This is a genomic window from Methylobacterium durans, from assembly GCF_003173715.1.
Lineage (GTDB): Bacteria > Pseudomonadota > Alphaproteobacteria > Rhizobiales > Beijerinckiaceae > Methylobacterium > Methylobacterium durans.
Map to the genome: position 1 here is coordinate 3,923,697 of NZ_CP029550.1, position 16,018 is coordinate 3,939,714.

At 69.7% G+C, this 16,018-nt stretch carries 16 protein-coding genes; 6 read left to right on the plus strand and 10 right to left on the minus strand.

Annotated features, from left to right (window positions below):
* Nucleotides 1-19 precede the first annotated feature (19 nt).
* Together wecC and wecB are read right to left on the minus strand one after the other, a co-directional pair.
* Entirely contained in the window at nt 20-1,288 is a 1,269-nt protein-coding gene (wecC, locus tag DK389_RS17940) for a UDP-N-acetyl-D-mannosamine dehydrogenase (protein ID WP_109891561.1), read from the minus strand.
* Between the two features lie 46 nt (nt 1,289-1,334).
* The gene (gene wecB, locus DK389_RS17945; protein ID WP_109896526.1) at nt 1,335-2,534 is read right to left on the minus strand and encodes a non-hydrolyzing UDP-N-acetylglucosamine 2-epimerase; all 1,200 of its coding nucleotides are present in this window, start codon (nt 2,532-2,534) and stop codon (nt 1,335-1,337) included.
* A 169-nt stretch (nt 2,535-2,703) separates the two neighbouring features.
* On the opposite strand from wecB, the gene DK389_RS17950 reads away from it, so the two are divergent.
* The gene (locus DK389_RS17950) at nt 2,704-4,770 is read left to right on the plus strand and encodes a heparinase II/III family protein (RefSeq protein ID WP_109891562.1); all 2,067 of its coding nucleotides are present in this window, start codon (nt 2,704-2,706) and stop codon (nt 4,768-4,770) included.
* Between the two features lie 234 nt (nt 4,771-5,004).
* Entirely contained in the window at nt 5,005-6,537 is a 1,533-nt protein-coding gene (locus DK389_RS17955) for a GumC family protein (RefSeq protein WP_162560715.1), read from the plus strand.
* 15 nt (nt 6,538-6,552) lie between these two features.
* Here DK389_RS17955 and DK389_RS17960 read toward each other — a convergent pair whose 3' ends face one another.
* The 3 genes from DK389_RS17960 to oxlT form a co-directional block, all read right to left on the minus strand.
* The gene (locus DK389_RS17960; protein ID WP_109891564.1) at nt 6,553-7,449 is read right to left on the minus strand and encodes a GNAT family N-acetyltransferase; all 897 of its coding nucleotides are present in this window, start codon (nt 7,447-7,449) and stop codon (nt 6,553-6,555) included.
* Nucleotides 7,450-7,484: 35 nt separating this feature from the next.
* Nucleotides 7,485-7,754 carry a hypothetical protein gene (locus tag DK389_RS17965; RefSeq protein WP_109891565.1) on the minus strand — a complete coding sequence of 90 codons (270 nt, stop codon included), beginning with the start codon at nt 7,752-7,754 and terminating at the stop codon, nt 7,485-7,487.
* A 201-nt stretch (nt 7,755-7,955) separates the two neighbouring features.
* Entirely contained in the window at nt 7,956-9,254 is a 1,299-nt protein-coding gene (oxlT, locus tag DK389_RS17970; RefSeq protein ID WP_109891566.1) for an oxalate/formate MFS antiporter, read from the minus strand.
* 468 nt (nt 9,255-9,722) lie between these two features.
* Between oxlT and DK389_RS17975 the strand changes: the two genes are divergently transcribed.
* The 3 genes from DK389_RS17975 to DK389_RS35005 all read left to right on the plus strand — a co-directional run bounded on the left by DK389_RS17975 (nt 9,723) and on the right by DK389_RS35005 (nt 10,885).
* The gene (locus DK389_RS17975; protein WP_109896528.1) at nt 9,723-10,277 is read left to right on the plus strand and encodes a metallophosphoesterase family protein; all 555 of its coding nucleotides are present in this window, start codon (nt 9,723-9,725) and stop codon (nt 10,275-10,277) included.
* Between the two features lie 77 nt (nt 10,278-10,354).
* Nucleotides 10,355-10,666, plus strand: a complete 312-nt coding sequence (locus DK389_RS17980; RefSeq protein WP_109891567.1) for a hypothetical protein — start codon at nt 10,355-10,357, stop codon at nt 10,664-10,666.
* An 87-nt stretch (nt 10,667-10,753) separates the two neighbouring features.
* Entirely contained in the window at nt 10,754-10,885 is a 132-nt protein-coding gene (locus tag DK389_RS35005; protein WP_257791900.1) for a hypothetical protein, read from the plus strand.
* Nucleotides 10,886-10,976: 91 nt separating this feature from the next.
* Here the strand turns inward: DK389_RS35005 and DK389_RS17985 are convergent, their stop codons facing one another.
* Nucleotides 10,977-11,225, minus strand: a complete 249-nt coding sequence (locus DK389_RS17985) for a hypothetical protein (RefSeq protein WP_109891568.1) — start codon at nt 11,223-11,225, stop codon at nt 10,977-10,979.
* Between the two features lie 180 nt (nt 11,226-11,405).
* Here DK389_RS17985 and flaF point away from each other — a divergent pair, with 180 nt between their 5' ends.
* Nucleotides 11,406-11,777, plus strand: a complete 372-nt coding sequence (gene flaF, locus DK389_RS17990; protein ID WP_109891569.1) for a flagellar biosynthesis regulator FlaF — start codon at nt 11,406-11,408, stop codon at nt 11,775-11,777.
* 29 nt (nt 11,778-11,806) lie between these two features.
* Here the strand turns inward: flaF and DK389_RS17995 are convergent, their stop codons facing one another.
* From DK389_RS17995 to DK389_RS18010, 4 genes are all read right to left on the minus strand, one after another.
* Nucleotides 11,807-12,214 carry a flagellar biosynthesis repressor FlbT gene (locus DK389_RS17995; RefSeq protein ID WP_109891570.1) on the minus strand — a complete coding sequence of 136 codons (408 nt, stop codon included), beginning with the start codon at nt 12,212-12,214 and terminating at the stop codon, nt 11,807-11,809.
* 136 nt (nt 12,215-12,350) lie between these two features.
* Nucleotides 12,351-13,673, minus strand: a complete 1,323-nt coding sequence (locus DK389_RS18000; protein WP_109891571.1) for a flagellin N-terminal helical domain-containing protein — start codon at nt 13,671-13,673, stop codon at nt 12,351-12,353.
* A 188-nt stretch (nt 13,674-13,861) separates the two neighbouring features.
* On the minus strand, nt 13,862-15,184 hold the full coding sequence (locus tag DK389_RS18005) for a flagellin N-terminal helical domain-containing protein (RefSeq protein WP_109891572.1): 1,323 nt from the start codon (nt 15,182-15,184) through the stop codon (nt 13,862-13,864).
* 135 nt (nt 15,185-15,319) lie between these two features.
* Entirely contained in the window at nt 15,320-15,685 is a 366-nt protein-coding gene (locus DK389_RS18010) for a hypothetical protein (RefSeq protein ID WP_109891573.1), read from the minus strand.
* Nucleotides 15,686-16,018: the final 333 nt, after the last annotated feature.

Consider the following 16,018-nt stretch of genomic DNA (forward strand, 5'->3'; position numbering starts at 1 on the left):
CAAGCCTTCGATCGGGGTCTCAGGCCGCTTCGAGCGGCTGGGCGAGGAGGCCGACGGCGTCGACCACGATCTTCGCGCTGACCGCCCCGCGGTTGAGATTGCGGAAGCGGTCGTGCGCGACGAGCACGGCGACCACGTCGGCGGCGGCGACCGCATCGTTCAACGTCATCAGCTCGACGTTGGTCCGGTCGGACAGACCCTCCGGCAATTCGGGCACGTGCGGTTCGACGATCATCAGCTGGCCGAGGCGCCGGTCGGCGAGGTCGCAGGCGATGTGCAACGCCGGGCTCTCGCGCAGGTCGTCGACGTTCGGCTTGTAGGTGAGGCCGAGCAGCGCGATCTTCGGCTCGCGGAAGCGCGAGGCGATGCCGGCGATCTTGTCGGCGAGGAAGCGCGGCTTGCCGTCGTTGACCTCGCGCGAGGCGCGGATCAGCGGCGTCTGCTGCGGCAGCGCCTCGTGGATGAACCAGGGATCGACCGGGATGCAATGCCCGCCGACGCCGGCGCCCGGGGCCAGGATGTTCACGCGCGGGTGGAGGTTGGCGAGCCGGATCACCGACCAGACATCGAGGCCGAGGGCGTCGCAGACCAGCGACAGCTCGTTGGCGAAGGCGACATTGACGTCGCGGTAGGCATTCTCGACGAGCTTCGACAACTCGGCGGTCGGCGCCGTGGTGAGCCGCTGCGGACCCGTCGCGAAGGCGCCATAGAGCTCGCGGGCGGCGAGGGCGCTGCGGTGGTCGAGGCCGCCGTAGGTGCGCGGATTCTCGATCAGCTCGCGCAGGGTGTGGCCGGGCAGGATCCGCTCCGGGCTGTAGGCGAGGAGGATGTCGGAACTCTCCGGGTCCGTGTCCGGGAAGGTCAGGTCCGGGCGCAGGCCGCGCAGCTGCTCGGCCGCACCCTGCGTGGTTCCGACCGGGCAGGTCGACTCGATGATGATGAGGTCGCCCCGCTTCAGCACCGGCGCGATCGAGGCCAGCGCCGAGCGCACGGCCCGGAGATCGGCGGTCTTGTCGTCGAGGATCGGAGTAGGCACCGCGATCAGGAAGGCGTCGGCGGCCTCCGGCGTCGTCGTCGCCCGGAGGTTGCCGGCGGTGACGACCGCCCGCAGCACGATGTCGAGATCGGGCTCGATGAAATGGGCCTGGCCCGTGCGGATGCGCTCGACGGCATGCTCGCGGATGTCGACGCCGATCACGGAGAGGCCGCGGGAGGCGAAGGTGGCGGCCGTGGGCAGGCCGACATAGCCGAGGCCGATCACCGAGATGGTCTGGCGGGTACGGGACATGGAAGATCGGCTCCGGATGGTCTGGAGATGCGTTGCGGGCGGGATGTCAGGCGATGCGCTGGATGCGCGGGCTCGCGGCGGCGAACTCCCGGGAGACCCGAAGGTTCGGCCGGATCGCGGGGGCGGTTTCCGACTGGTTGACGAGATCGGCGACGATGCGGGCGCTGGCATGCCCGTCGCCGAAGGGGCTCGCGCCCGAGGCCATGGTCGCGTAGGCGGAGGCGTCGTCGAAGAGGCGCGTGACGTTCGCCACGATGGTGCGGGGATCGGTGCCGACGAGGCGGGCGACGCCGGCGTCGATCGCCTCCGCGCGCTCGCTCGTGTCGCGCATTACCAGGACCGGCTTGCGCAGCACCGGCGCCTCCTCCTGCACCCCGCCGGAATCCGTCAGGATCAGCGCGGCGCGGGTCATCAGGTAGACGAAGTCGGGGTAGTCGAGGGGCTCGATCAGCCGGATCCCGGGATTGTCGCCGAGATGCTCGAAGACCGGCCCGCGCACGTTCGGGTTGAGATGGACGGGGTAGACGACCTGGATGCCGGGCTTGCGCGCGAGTTCCCCGAGCGCCTTGCAGATGTTGAGGAAGCCCTCGCCGAAGCTCTCGCGGCGATGTCCCGTCACGAGGACGAGACGCGCATTCGGGTCGATCCAGCCGAACCGCTCGTCGAGGCGCGCCCGGATCTCGCCGGGGCGCTGCACGATCTCGGACATGCGCAGCAGGGCGTCGATGCCGGTGTTGCCGGTGACGAGGATGCGGTCGGCGGGGTAGCCCTCCTGCAGGAGCGCGGCGCGGGCCCGGCTCGTCGGCGCGTAGTGGCGGTCGGCGACGACGGCGGTGACGCGGCGGTTCGCCTCTTCCGGCCAGGGGCTCAGGACGTTGCCGGTGCGCAGGCCCGCCTCCACATGGCCGACCGCGACGCGCCGGAAGAAGGCCGCCATGCCGGCGGCCGTGCTCGTCGCGGTGTCGCCCTGAACGAGGACGTAGTCCGGCTTCCAGTCGGCGAGGATGCGGTCGAGCCCGGTCATCACGCGGGCGAACACGTCGGTGAGGCTCTGGTCGGCCCGCATCACGTCGAGGTCGTCGTCGGGCCGGATGTCGAAGGTCGAGAGGACGCTGTCGAGCATGCTGCGGTGCTGGCCCGTCGAGCACACGCGCGACGCGATGCCCGGCGTCTGCTGCAGCATCGCGACGACGGGGGCCATCTTGATCGCCTCGGGCCGGGTGCCGAACACCGACAGAATCTTCATCGACTTGCTCATTCCCGACTCAGGACGAAAATGGATCGTTCATCTTTGCGGTTGTGACGTCAGCAAGATAGAAACCAGCGGTTCGACCTGTCCGATTGTTGTGTTTTGACACTCTTACGATCCCGTTCACGGGATCTGCGCACTTGGAAGGCTCAAATCGGGACTCGGCATGCAGCATTCGGATACCGGTGTGGGTGAGTTCGGTACGCGCGCCTTCGCACAACAGCAACCGACGGTCGTATCCACGCGACAAGGGGGCGCGCGCGCCGCGCGGCTCGCCTGGTATCTCGGCCGCCTCCGCTCAATGGGGCCGGCCGAGATCGTCCACCGGCTCGGGGAGGCGGCGCGCAAGCGCGCCTGGACCCGGCGCCCGATCGGCTGGGACGCGCTGCCGCCCGGCGATCCGTCCCCGCTGCCGGATTTCCTCGACCTTCGGCGGGCGCTCGCCGCCGGCGCCGAGCTGCCCGGCGTGCGCCGCAGCCTCGCCGAGATCGGGGCCGCGCGGTTCCACTATTTCGGCCGGGACTGGCCGGTCCCGGATTTCGCGGATCCGGACGCGGGCGCATCGTTCTGGCTGCACGATCCGATCACCGGCGGCTCCTGGCCGGGCGCCGGGACGGCCGCCCTCAAGGTCGACGTGCGCTCGACCGCCGAGGCGCCGGACGGCACCGGCCGCTTCGGGGACGTGAAGTTCGTCTGGGAGCCCGGCCGCCTGCAGATGCTGCACCCGCTCGCCGCCGCCTGGGCGGCGGGGAATGCGTGCGCCGCACGGGACGCGCGCGCGATCCTGGCGAGCTTCATGGCAACGAACCCGCCCTATGGCGGCGTGCACTGGTTCTCCGGCATCGAGATGGCCCTGCGCCTCGTCGGCCTCCTCCTCGTCGCCGCGGCGGCGGGCCCCGAGGGCCTGCCGCCCGGCGAGCGGGCGGCCTTCCGCCGCCTCGTCGCGGCCCATGCCCGCGCCATCGCGGCCTTCCCGTCCCTGCATTCCTCGGCCAACAACCACCGCATCGCGGAAGGGCTCGGCCTCCTCGTCGCGGGCCTCGTCATGGCGGGTCCGGAGGCGGAAGGATGGGAAGGGGAGGGCCGCGCGATCCTGGAAGGAGAGGCCGAGCGCCAGATCCTGGCCGACGGCGTCGGTGCCGAGCAGTCACTGTCCTACCAAGCCTGGACCATGGAGATGCTGGGCCTCGGCGTTGTCCTGGCGCGCGAGGCCGGGCGGCCGCTCGGCCCCGCCGTCAGCGGGCGCCTCGCCCGCGGGGCCGGCTTCCTGCGGGCGATGCTCGACGGGACCGGCCGCTGCCCCGCCATCGGTGACGACGACGAGGGCCGGATCCTGAGCGACGGGCTCGGGCCCGAGCCGCGCTACGTGGCCTCGGTCACCGCCGCGATCGCCGGCCTCGTGAACCGGCCGGACCTCGCCCCGCCGGCCCGGGACCCGCACCTGCGCGACGCGATCTTCGCTGCCCCCGCCGAGCCGCGCCCGGTCGAGGCGGGTCGCCGGACCTTCCGGGATGGCGGCTACACGATCTGGCACGGGCGCGTCTCGGGCCGGGCCGTGCATCTCGTCTTCGACCATGGGCCGATCGGCTATCTCGGCCTCGCGGCGCACGGCCACGCCGACGCGCTCGCGGTCTGGCTGTCGGTCGAGGGACGGCCGGTGCTGATCGATGCCGGCACCTACCTCTACCATGCCGGCGCCCGCCGCCGGGTCGCGATGCGCGAGAGCCTCGCCCACAACACCCTGAGCGTCGCCGGCGCCTCGCACAGCCTCGCCTCCGCCGGATTCCACTGGGCGAGCCGGGCCGATGCCCGCCTCGTCGCGGAGACGGACGAGGCCGTCACCGGGGCGCACGAGGGCTATCGCCGCCGCTTCGGCGTCACGCATCGCCGCCGCGTCGGCCGCACGCCGGACGGGTTCGTGCTGGCCGACGCCCTTTCGGGGGGCGAGCGCGCCCACGCCGTCGAGATCCGCTTCCTGATCCATCCCGGCCTCGCGGTCCGCGCAACGGACGAGGGCGTCGCGATCGGCGACGCCTCGGGCCTCCTGTGCCGTTTCGTGGCACCGTCCGGCTTTGAGACGCGTCTCGTGCCCGCCGGGCGAGCGGATCGCGATGGCGGGGCGGTCTACGCCCCCCGCTTCGGACACCTCGCCGCGGCCCACGAGCTCGTCCTGTGCGGTACACTCGGCGGGAGCGAGGCCGAGACGCGCATCAGCATTGGTTCGGTCGCCTGAGCGCATCGGCGGATCCATCGCGCGGTCGGGAAACATGATGAACAATGTTCGACCGTGTTCCTGTGGACAGCGTGCGGCAATTCATCGGCGGGAAACCGGATGAGCCTTAACCCTGTCCGCGCTTAGACACGGACATTTGCCGCCGCACCTCTGTTCGATGGTCCCTCCCTTGCAAATCTCTCTGTCAGCAGCGCGGGCTTGCCCGGTCCGTCCCGAGCCGGGACAGATCGCGGCGTGGCAACAGCCCTGCGCAGCGAGGGCGCGATGGTTCGACTGGAGAGATTCGCGGTGAACGACCCGCACTTCGCCTTTCAGCCCGTATCCACACCCGCGGCCGTGATCGACTTCCGGGGCATCCTCACGACGTTCCGGCGCCGCTGGCGCTGGATCGCGGGGTCCGTCGCGGCCCTGACCTTCGTGGCTCTCGGCGCGGCGCTGACCATGCCGGCCCGCTACGACGCCACGGCCAAGATCCTGCTCGACCCGCGCAACCTCCAGGTCTTCCAGAACGACATCAACCCGACCGCCGGCAACGGCGAGGAGGCGACCCTCATCAGCGAGAGCCAGCTTCAGGTCGTCCGTTCCACCAGCGTGCTGACGAGCGTCGTCCAGTCCGAGCACCTCGCGACCGACCCGGAGTTCGGGGCGCCGCGCCCCGGTCTGCTCGCCGCCTTCAAGACCTCGCTGCTCGGGCCGCCCCAGACGGACAAGGCGACGGAGCCGGAGACGCCCGAGGCGCGGGCGCTGCGGGCGCTCGACCGGGCGGTGGCGGTCCGGCGGCCCGACAAGACATTCGTGATCGAGATCGGCCTCTCGACGGAATCGGCCGAGAAATCGGCCCGCATCGCCAACGCCGTCGGGGACGCCTTCCTGAAGGAACTCGCCCGCGTGCGCACCGACGAGGTCGAGCGGGCGAGCGGCGCGCTGGAAGCGCGCCTCGGCGAGCTGCGCGAGCGGCTCCAGACGAGCGAGGCCGCGGTCGAGCGCTACCGGCGCAGCCACGATCTCGTCGGCGCCTCGGGGCGCCTCGTCGGCGAGCAGCAGCTCACCGACCTGACGAACCAGCTCGCCCGCTCGCGGACCCGGACCGCCGAGACGGCCGCGCGCGTCGAGCAGATCCAGAAGGTGCGCCGCTCGGGCGACCTGCAGGATTCCACCTCCGAGGCGGTCCAGTCCCCGGCGGTGACGGCGCTCCGCGCGACGCTCGCCGAGGCGAAGCGCGCCGAGGCCGACGCGGCGCTCGTCTATGGTCCCCGCCACCCGGCCAATGCCGGCATGGCGCAGCGGGTGCGCGCGGCCCGGCAGCAGCTCGACGACGAGCTCGGCCGCATTGCCCGCACGGCGACCACCGAGTACGAGCGCGCCCGCTCGGCGGAAGCGAATCTCGACCAGCGCATCGCCGCCCTCAAAAAGGACGCCGCGAAGGCGAACGAGGCGCAGGTGCAATTGCGCGAGCTGGAGCGCGAGGCCGCCTCGAACCGGGGCGTTTACGAGGCGTTCCTGAACCGCGCCAAGGACTTGCAGCAGCGCTACTACCTCGACACCACGAACGCGCGCACGATCAAGCTCGCGACCGCCCCCGTCGCGAAGGCCGGCATCTCGAAGCTCGCCATCATCGCGGGCGGCCTCGTCGTCGGGCTCCTGCTCGGCCTCGCACTCGCCCTGCTGCGCGAGCAGTTCGATACGCCCGTCCAGCAGAATGCCGCGCTCGGGGTCTGGCGCGAGCCGGAGCCGCGCTACCTGCCGTCCTCGCGGGCGCGGTGGTGAGGCGGGCGGACCGCCTCAATCCCGCTTGAGCCAGAACGCCTCGCCGAGCACGGCGGCCTCCGTGAAGGCGAGGTCGCCGAGATGCGGCGCCTGCGGCCCCTTGGCGTGTTTCGGCATCCGCCCGGGCAGATAGGGACCGACGAGACCGGCCACGGGAGCGGGGGCGTCCACCATCGCGAGCAGCAGTCCCCGGCGCAGGAGAAACCAGCCGAGCGCGCGGCCGAAGCGGGCGAGGTCGCCCTCCGCCGAGCAGTAGAGCAGGTAGGCGACGGTGATCCGGTGCCCGGCAATGCGGCGGCGCTGGAAGACGAAGGCGTGCGCCCGCCCGCCCGCGACGCACCAGACGGTCAGGCAGCCCATCCGCGCGTGCGCGCGCATCACCGCGCGATCCGCGGCGTCGGCCTCGACATCCGCCGGGGGCTCGCCCGCGACGAGGCGCATGCCGGGCTCGGAGCCCCGCGTCAGCAGCGGCACGGCCACCTGCAAGCCCGCCACGTAGCGCCGGAAGCCCTGCGCCTCGATCGTCGTGCGGGTCGTGGGAGCGGGCGAGATGTTGATGTAGGTGACGGCCTTGTCCCGCGTCGCCGAGGCGACGAGGAGCGAGGCGTATCCGCGGAACCGGTCGTCGACGAACCAACTCGACAGGTTGCAGCGCGTCGGACGGCCGGGGACGATCCCGAACACCATCAGGAGCACGCCGACGAGCTCGCCGCCGGCGTCGAGGACGAGGCCCGCATGCGGTGCGCCGGTCTCGACGGCGTGGGCGAGGAGGCGCCCGAGGGCGTCGTCCCATTCCGCCACGCTGCGCGCGGGAAAGCCGCGGGCGAGGAGCGCGGCGAGCGCCGGCCGGTCGTCCGCGACGATGCGGCGGCAGCGCAGCCGGGCCGCGCTCTGGGGAATCGCGCTCGACATGGGCTCCGGGTCCGTCGCGGGGCGGGTGCCGGCCGTCAGGCGGCGCGGCTGAGGAGCGGCAGGAGCGCGCCGCGCAGCGCCTCCATCTGCGCCTCGGTCTCGGCCCGGGCGCGACTGGCATCGGGCGCGAGGAGGGCGCGCAGCCGCGCGATCTCGGTCTCCAGGCGCTCGTTCTCGCCCACCATGAGGGCGAGCTTCTCCTCGGCGAGGCGGGCGCGGGCCAGGGCCTCGTTGCGCTCCTGCTCGCGCACCTGAACCCGGTCGCGCCAGAGACGCGTCGCGACGCTCTCGGTTTCCTCGTTCATGCCACGCTCCGGACGCCGACGAATCGAGCCCCGACCATCGCACGGCAGGGTTCACGAAACGTAAGAGGCCGGCCTCGCGCGTGGCGGGGCCGGCCTCGGTTTCGCGGATCCCGACCGCGCTCCGACGAGGCGGGGCGGGCGGTCCGATGTCGAGACCTGCCCCGCGTTTTGGGCGGGGCAGGCTTAGGCTCAGGCTTTGTGTCAGGCGTGCGCGAGGGCGGGGGCCTGGGCGACGACGCCGTTTGCGGCGTGGTGGCGCTTGAGCATGGGGCGCAGAACCGCGACGGCGAGGGCTGCGGCGATCAGGTCCATGGTGGCGACCGTGTAGAGCACCGTCGACCAGGTGCCGGTGGCCTGCATGATCAGGTTGCCCACCGGCACGAACAGGGCGGCAAAGCCCTTGGCGCAGTAGAGCACGCCGTAGATCTTGCCGATGTGCTTGGAGCCGAAGGTGTCGGCCGCGGTGGCGGAGAACAGCGAGTAGACCTCGCCCCAGGCCAGGAACACGATGCCCGACAGGATCACGAAGGCCCACGGGTTCGAGCCGAAATAGCCCAGCGCCACGATGCCGATGCCCTCCATGGCGAAGGCGATGAACATCGTCTTCTCGCGCCCGATCCGGTCCGAGACCCAGCCGAACAGGGGCCGCGAGATGCCGTTCATGATGCGGTCGAGCATCAGCGCGAAGGGCAGGGCCGCCATCGCGAAGAAGTACAGGTTCACCTGGAAGTTCTTCACGCCGAGATCCTGGGCGATCACGCCGAGCTGGGCCACGGCCATCAGGCCGCCGGTCACCGTGCAGGTGAACATCAGGAGCATGACGTAGAAGACCGGGGTGCGCAGGGCCTCACCGAGGGTGTAGTCGCGGCGCGACTGCAGGACCTTGGTGGAGAACTTGACCTCGTCCTTGGCCGGGGCGCGCATGAAGGCGGCGGCCAGCATGATGATGGCACCCTGGATCAGGCCGAAGGTGAAGAAGGCCTGGGCGTAGCTGCCGGCGTCGATCATCTTGGCGATGGGCAGGATGGTGAGCGCCGAGCCGGCGCCGTAGCCGCCGGCGGTGAGGCCGACCGCGAGGCCGCGCTTGTCGGGGAACCACTTGAGGGCGTTGTTGACGCAGGTGGCGTAGACGCAGCCGACGCCGATGCCGCCGACGACCGCCCCGGCGTAGAAGCCGGTCAGCGAGGTGGCGTAGGAGTTGATGACCCAGGCCAGGCCGGTCATCAGGCCGCCGAACATGACGACCCGGCTGGGGCCGTACTTGTCGATGAAGTAGCCCTCGATCGGGGTGAGCCAGGTCTGGACGATGACGAAGATGGTGAAGGCGACCTGGATGGCGGCGCGGTCCCAGCCGAAGGTCTTCTGGATCTCGGGAACGAACAGGGTCCAGGCGTACTGAATGTTGGCGGCCGCCACCATGCAGGCCACACCCAATACTATCTGAAGCCAGCGGTTGGGGGCAGGCTTCGCCCCCTCACTGGCAGTGGCGTATGATGTCATGCGTCGTCTCCTCTACCGACTGCACAGCCCGCCGACACCAGTCTCGATTCATCGCTTGGACTGGGCGCACGTGCGCCGTGGCGCCGCAACCGCCCACTTCGTTTCCCGAGTGCGCTGATCACAACGGTGTATACATTATTATTCTAGATCAAGCTTTGGCAATCGCAATGTTCTGTGATGGCAGGAAAATTTTATGGGATTAAACATGCCCGATAGACGTGCAGGCATTTACCCGCGGAGAGCGAGGTGGGCATCGGCCGTCTGAACTTGATCTATACTTGATTGCGGCGCGCCGGACGCGCCGATGCGCCCTCGACTCTCTCGCCAAGTCCTCAACGGCCTTCGCACGCGTGATCCATGTCGGGCTATGCCGCGCCGTTCGCCGTGGGCTTACGCGAAGGCGCCCGCATCCGAATCGCGCGGACCGCATTGTCAGGCGTGACGGTGCGGGAGGGCGACGACCCGGCGATGGCGATATATTTCACGAGCGACACGCATTTTGGCGACCCCCGCATCCTCCGGCTCGATCGCCGCCCGTTTCCGGACCTCGCGAGCCACGACGCGGCCCTGATCACCAACTGGAACGCGGTCGTCTCGGCCGACGACACGGTCTGGCACCTCGGCGATTTCGCGCTCGGCCCCTCCGACGTGCGGGTCGCCGAGATCCTCGGCGGCCTCGCGGGCATCAAGCACCTGATCCGCGGCAACAACGATGGGCCGGGCACCCTGGCAGCCCCCGGATGGGCCTCGGTCGCGCATTACGCGGAGGTCACGGTGGAGGAGCGCCGCCTCGTCCTCTGCCACTACGCATTCCGCACGTGGAACGGGATCGGGCGGGGTGCACTCAACCTGCACGGGCATAGCCACGGGCAGCTTCGGCCGATGCCGAAGCAGTACGACGTGGGCGTGGACGCGCAAGGGTTCGCCCCCGTGACACTCCCCGCGATCCTGGCCTCGCGGCGGCGTTCGAAGAGCGCGCCGGACGCGGAACCTTCGCCGCAGCGTCGCCGTTTGAGCACCTGAACGGGCGATGACCGAGCGAAGCTGAACTTCCGATCGAGCACGCGAGCCGTGCTCCCGTCACAACCCACGGTGTCCCAATGCGTAACCTGACTCTCTCCGCGCTGGCCGGATCGATCCTGCTTGCCTTTTGCGTGCCGGCGGCCGCGCTTCCGCGCTGTCTCGAGGCGCAACGGAAAGTGGACGAGGCGAACGCCCTGCGTTTCCAGGCGCGCCAGGAGGCCCGCCTCGGCGACCGCGGCCGCGTCTGCGACACCCTCGACGAGGTGGGCGACCGCTACAACGACGCCCGCGACGCGTTCGAGGATTGCGGCGCGGGCGTCGTCGCCATCGATCTGCGCAGCGAGTTGCGCGCGCTGCGCGTCGCCAAGCGCGTCAACCGCTGCGACTGAGCTTGTGCGGGCACGCAAACCCTTTCGAACGCCTGAACGGCAACGTCACTCCAGCCACTGCGCCTGAGTCGCGCGAGGAAGAAGACCATGAACACCGAGACCTCCACCCGCTCCGACGCCTTCCCCGCCACCGGCCCCTCCTTCGCGGCGGCCCTCTGCGGCTTCCTCAGCACCACGGTCGCGACCACGATGGTGATGTTCCTGCTCAGCAGCGTCTGACGGCAGCAGGGTCCGACGGCGCCGGGTCCCCGCGCCCGCATCCGGCGCGGCTGGGACTGGACCGGCATCCGCTCTCGGGGCGCCACGTTCCTCAGGGCGCCACGTTCCAGAATCGCCGCTTCGACAGAAGCATCTCGGGATCTCCCACCTTCGGCGGCGCCGTTCCGGCCTGGGGCCGGCACGGCACCTCCGCCCGGGTCATCGCCGCCGGCGTGAGCGCCGTGCTCGCCGGGGGCCGCAGGCCGAGGCGGGTCTGGACCTCCGGGTGACGGGCGGCGGCGATGGTGGCGATGCAGGCGATGAGCGCGCCCGCGACGGTCCCCAAGAGAAAGTTCATCATCCCGACGGATTCTCGCGCCTGTTTCCCGCCGCTCCGGCGAGCCGCCCTCGGGCGACGTGCTTGCCCCGCATCCGGGCGTCAATGGGGCGGGCGCCGCGCACACCTTGTCTTAAGCTCGGCATGCGACACCGTCAGCCTGCCGCCGCGCGGGTCGCGGCCCGGACAGGGGGACGCCATCCGATGATGCATGCCGCCAACGCCTACGCCAAGACCGCCCGCAGCGTGCTCTCCCCGCGCGAGGCGGAGGCCGCCGTCCTGATCAAGGCGGCCAACCGCCTGCAGAACGTGCGCGCGGGCTGGCCCGAGCAGGAAGCGCAGCTCAACGACGCGCTGACGTTCAACCGCAAGGTCTGGACCGTGATCGCGGGCGACGCCACGGAGCCCTCGAACCCGCTCCCGGAGGCCGTGAAGCAGAATGTCGGCAAGCTCGCCGTCTTCGTCTTCCGCTCCACCCTCGACATGATGATCACGCCGAAGGCCGAGACCCTCGACGCCCTCATCTCGATCAACCACAACATCGCCGCGGGCTTGCAGGGCGATTCCGGCAACTGAGCCTCGTCGGCTCAGGCGGGAGCCCTTCGTCAGGCGGTGACCGGCGCGTCCGCCTCTGCGAGCGCCAGGAGGCGGGCCTCGTGCGCCACGAGGTCGCGCGCGGCCTTCAACGCCCGGTAATGGTCGCCCGCCACCAGCTTCTCGTAGATCGCGGCGATGAAGGGCTTGCTGCTCGGCGCCGCCCGCATTACGGCGTTGGCGAGGTCCATGAACTGCGTCTCGGCGTCGAACGGATCGTCGAGGAGATAGGCCCGCTGCAGGGCGACGCAGATCTGCTTGGCCGGGGTGTCGGCCTCCGATTCGCGCACGATCTCCGATTCGCGCAGGACCTTGTGCCCCGTCTCGACGAGGAAGGCCGAGCGTCGCGGCCCGTTCCGGATCGCGCAATCGCCGATGATGACCCGCTCTCCGGGCTTGAGCTCGATCCGCAGCGGCATCCTGGCCTCCCGTTCCGATCGCGCGGGCGCCGGCGCGCCCGTTCCCGAACGACCTTCGCGGGCAACGGTTAACCAAACGGAAACGGCGGGGCCAGGGCCCCGCCGTTTCCGGTCCGTCACGGAGGCTGCGTACGCTTCAGCGCAGGAGCTGGAGGACGCCCTGGTTGGCTTGGTTGGCCAGACCCAGCGTCTGCTGGGCGATCGACTGGCGGGTCTGCAGCGCCGTGTAGTTCGCCGCCTCGAAGTTCAGGTCGGCGTTCGTCAGGTTGTCCGCACCGGTGGTCAGCACGTTGGCGATCTGCTTGGTGAAATCCTGGCGGGTCTGCACGGTCGAGAGGCTGGAGCCGAAGGTCGAGGCCAGCGAGCGCAGCGAGGTCAGCGCGTTCGTCAGCGTGTCCTTGGCGGTGGTGAGCGCGGTGTCGTCCTGGATGTTGAACGAGCCGGCCGGTCCGCCCGTGCCGTTGAACGCCTGTGTGATGCCGAGCGACGCGGAGCTCAGCGTCGTGCCCTGCACGTCGAGCTTGGTCTGGTTGCTGCCGGTCTTCTCGTTGAAGACAATGGTCAGGAGATCGCCGCCGAGGAGGTTCTTGCCGTTGTAGCCGGAATCGCGGGCGAGCTGGTCGAGCTGCGTGGTCAGGTCGTTGAACTGCTTGACCAGGTTCGAGCGCACCGTCGAGTTGCCCGACGAGGTGACGCCGGTCGTGTAGTCCGTCGCCGCAAGGCCGAGCTTGGCGTTCAGTGTGCCCGACTGCGAGTCGGTCGTGGCCGCCGCGGCGGTCGCGCCCGAGCCGAAGCCGATCTTGAGCGTGTTCGAGCCCGTGCCCGTGACCGTCAGCTTGCCGCTGTCGTCCACGCTCGCGGTCGCGATGCCCGAGGCGTTGATGCCGTTGACGAGGTCCTGCACCGTCTGCGTGCCGGTGAAGGTGGCCGTGTACGTGGTCGAGCCGGCGTTGATGGTGAAGGCCAGCGCCGTGTTGGTCGAGGTGTCGATGCCGATGTCGCCGGAGGCCGAGGCGGTCGCCGCGTCCGCGGTGGTGTCGGCGCCGCCGAGCTTCTTGGCCAGCGTCGTGTCCTTCAGGCCCTTGCCGGTGGCGGTGGCCTCGGCCGCGACGGACAGGGCCGTGCCGGTCTTGGTGGGACGGTTGGCGGCGGCGTCGTTCTGGGCCTGCGTGATGGTCGACTGGAGCGACTGCACGAGCTTGGTGATGCCGTCGATGCCCTTGGAGGCGGCCTGGATGGTCTGGATGCCGTTCGAGATGCCGTCGAGCAGGCCCGAGAGGGCGTTCGAGCGGTCGTTCAGCGAGGCCGCGGTGAAGAAGTTGATCGGGTTGTCGAGGGCGCTCGCGACCTTCTTGCCGGTCGAGAGGTGGTTCTGCGTCGTCGCCTGAAGCGAGGCCGTGTCCTGAAGGGACAGAAGGCTCGAACGGATCGAGGAACTTAAGGTAATGTCGTTCGCCATCTCGGGCCTCCAAACCGCCAGCGCGAGGACGACGGATCGTTAACTCCGCGCCCGCTTGGATCACATGATCGGGAAGATCACGCGGAGGTGGTTAAGGCCCGGTTATTGTTGGCGCCTCGCGAATAACCAAAACAGAAAAAAGGCCGGGACTTTCGTCCCGGCCTCTCGATGTTCGGCAGTCCGAAAGCTCAGCGCAGGAGCTGGAGGACGCCCTGGTTGGCCTGGTTGGCCAGACCCAGCGTCTGCTGGGCGATCGACTGGCGGGTCTGCAGCGCCGTGTAGTTCGCCGCCTCGAAGTTCAGGTCGGCGTTCGTCAGGTTGTCCGCACCGGTGGTCAGCACGTTGGAGAGCTGCTTGGTGAAGTCCTGGCGGGTCTGCACGGTCGAGAGGCTGGAGCCGAAGGTCGAGGCCAGCGAGCGCAGCGAGGTCAGCGCGTTCGTCAGCGTGTCCTTGGCCGTCGAGAGCGCGGTGTCGTCCTGGATGTTGAACGAGCCGGCCGGTCCGCCCGTGCCGTTGGCAGCCTGCCCGATGCCGAGCGACGCGGAGCTCAGGGTGGTGCCCTGGACGCTCAGCGACGATTGCGCGCTTCCGGTCTTCTCGTTGAACACCACGGACAGCGTATCGCCGCCGAGGAGGTTCTTGCCGTTGTAGCCGGAATCGCGGGCGAGCTGGTCGAGCTGCGTGGTCAGGTCGTTGAACTGCTTGACCAGGTTCGAGCGCACCGTCGAGTTGCCCGACGAGGTGACGCCGGTCGTGTAGTCCGTCGCCGCAAGGCCGAGCTTGGCGTTCAGTGTGCCCGACTGCGAGTCGGTCGTGGCCGCCGCGGCGGTCGCGCCCGAGCCGAAGCCGATCTTGAGCGTGTTCGAGCCCGTGCCCGTGACCGTCAGCTTGCCGCTGTCGTCCACGCTCGCGGTCGCGATGCCCGAGGCGTTGATGCCGTTGACGAGGTCCTGCACCGTCTGCGTGCCGGTGAAGGTGGCCGTGTACGTGGTCGAGCCGGCGTTGATGGTGAAGGCCAGCGCCGTGTTGGTCGAGGTGTCGATGCCGATGTCGCCGGAGGCCGAGGCGGTCGCCGCGTCCGCGGTGGTGTCGGCGCCGCCGAGCTTCTTGGCCAGCGTCGTGTCCTTCAGGCCCTTGCCGGTGGCGGTGGCCTCGGCCGCGACGGACAGGGCCGTGCCGGTCTTGGTGGGACGGTTAGCGGCGGCGTCGTTCTGGGCCTGCGTGATGGTCGACTGGAGCGACTGCACGAGCTTGGTGATGCCGTCGATGCCCTTGGAGGCGGCCTGGATGGTCTGGACGCCGTTCGAGATGCCGTCGAGCAGGCCCGAGAGGGCGTTCGAGCGGTCGTTCAGCGAGGCCGCGGTGAAGAAGTTGATCGGGTTGTCGAGGGCGCTCGCGACCTTCTTGCCGGTCGAGAGGTGGTTCTGCGTCGTCGCCTGAAGCGAGGCCGTGTCCTGAAGGGACAGAAGGCTCGAACGAACCGACGAGTTGAGAGAGATACCAGCGGCCATGATTGATGCTTCCTGTGCGGTTCTGTTCTCCTTCATGGAGAACATCGTCTTTGTGGACCGGGGCCTCTTGCGGCCGCGTTAAGTGAGACAGTTAAATTTGTACGATCATCGACTTTTCTCCGATCGCGGTCGGGATCAGGCCCGGCGCTCGACCGCGGCTCCGGGCTTCTGCACCGTCGCCTCGCTCGCCTCGCGGGCGTAGACGCGGGCGCGCAGCACCACCTCGTCCGGAATCTGGATGACGATGTCGCCGCTCGCCGGATCGACCACCTGATAGACCAGCGTCTGGCTCTCGGCGTCGCGGGTGTAGGCGCCACGGCCCGCGCCCTGCTGCGCGGCCTCGGATCCGGCGCGCGCCTCGGCGGCCTCGCCGATCGAGAGCGAGACGGCGGGTGCGAGCGGCGTCTGCGGCTCAGCGCGCGCGTCCGGCCGCGGCGGCGTCGCCGTCACGGGCGTCGCCGCGGCGACCGGCGGAGATGTTGCGACGGCTCTGATGTCCATGGCCCTGCTCCCATCTGGACGCAAACGAGCCCCATCAAGTCGCGAACACCGTTAGCGCGCTGTAAAATTCGGCCGCTCCGCTCCGCCGAACTCGAAAAAGAGTAAAAGAATGCTGAACGCAAACGGCGAAAAAAAGAAAATATGCGGCAGGTCGAAGGATAGATATTCAACTTTTGGCAACAGGCAATCCGGATTCGCCGGAGATCGATGATCCCATTTGGTTCATTTGCGTGGTCGGCTCGCCAGCACCAAGCAATGATCGCGATCAACGTTTCCTGCGTCGCCGGATGATCGCTCGGGATGCGCGCTCATCTCTTCGGTCGAGCCGAAGAT

Coding starts and splice junctions, on each gene's coding strand:
- DK389_RS18010 (WP_109891573.1), bottom strand. CDS start 15,685: ATGGACATCAGAGCCGTCGCAACATCTCCGCCGGTCGCCGCGGCGACG.
- DK389_RS17950 (WP_109891562.1), top strand. CDS start 2,704: ATGCAGCATTCGGATACCGGTGTGGGTGAGTTCGGTACGCGCGCCTTC.
- wecC (WP_109891561.1), bottom strand. CDS start 1,288: ATGTCCCGTACCCGCCAGACCATCTCGGTGATCGGCCTCGGCTATGTC.
- DK389_RS17995 (WP_109891570.1), bottom strand. CDS start 12,214: ATGCCGCTGCGGATCGAGCTCAAGCCCGGAGAGCGGGTCATCATCGGC.
- wecB (WP_109896526.1), bottom strand. CDS start 2,534: ATGAAGATTCTGTCGGTGTTCGGCACCCGGCCCGAGGCGATCAAGATG.
- DK389_RS17980 (WP_109891567.1), top strand. CDS start 10,355: ATGCGTAACCTGACTCTCTCCGCGCTGGCCGGATCGATCCTGCTTGCC.
- DK389_RS17975 (WP_109896528.1), top strand. CDS start 9,723: ATGGCGATATATTTCACGAGCGACACGCATTTTGGCGACCCCCGCATC.
- DK389_RS18000 (WP_109891571.1), bottom strand. CDS start 13,673: ATGGCGAACGACATTACCTTAAGTTCCTCGATCCGTTCGAGCCTTCTG.
- oxlT (WP_109891566.1), bottom strand. CDS start 9,254: ATGACATCATACGCCACTGCCAGTGAGGGGGCGAAGCCTGCCCCCAAC.
- DK389_RS17985 (WP_109891568.1), bottom strand. CDS start 11,225: ATGATGAACTTTCTCTTGGGGACCGTCGCGGGCGCGCTCATCGCCTGC.
- DK389_RS18005 (WP_109891572.1), bottom strand. CDS start 15,184: ATGGCCGCTGGTATCTCTCTCAACTCGTCGGTTCGTTCGAGCCTTCTG.
- DK389_RS17960 (WP_109891564.1), bottom strand. CDS start 7,449: ATGTCGAGCGCGATTCCCCAGAGCGCGGCCCGGCTGCGCTGCCGCCGC.
- DK389_RS17965 (WP_109891565.1), bottom strand. CDS start 7,754: ATGAACGAGGAAACCGAGAGCGTCGCGACGCGTCTCTGGCGCGACCGG.
- DK389_RS35005 (WP_257791900.1), top strand. CDS start 10,754: ATGAACACCGAGACCTCCACCCGCTCCGACGCCTTCCCCGCCACCGGC.
- flaF (WP_109891569.1), top strand. CDS start 11,406: ATGATGCATGCCGCCAACGCCTACGCCAAGACCGCCCGCAGCGTGCTC.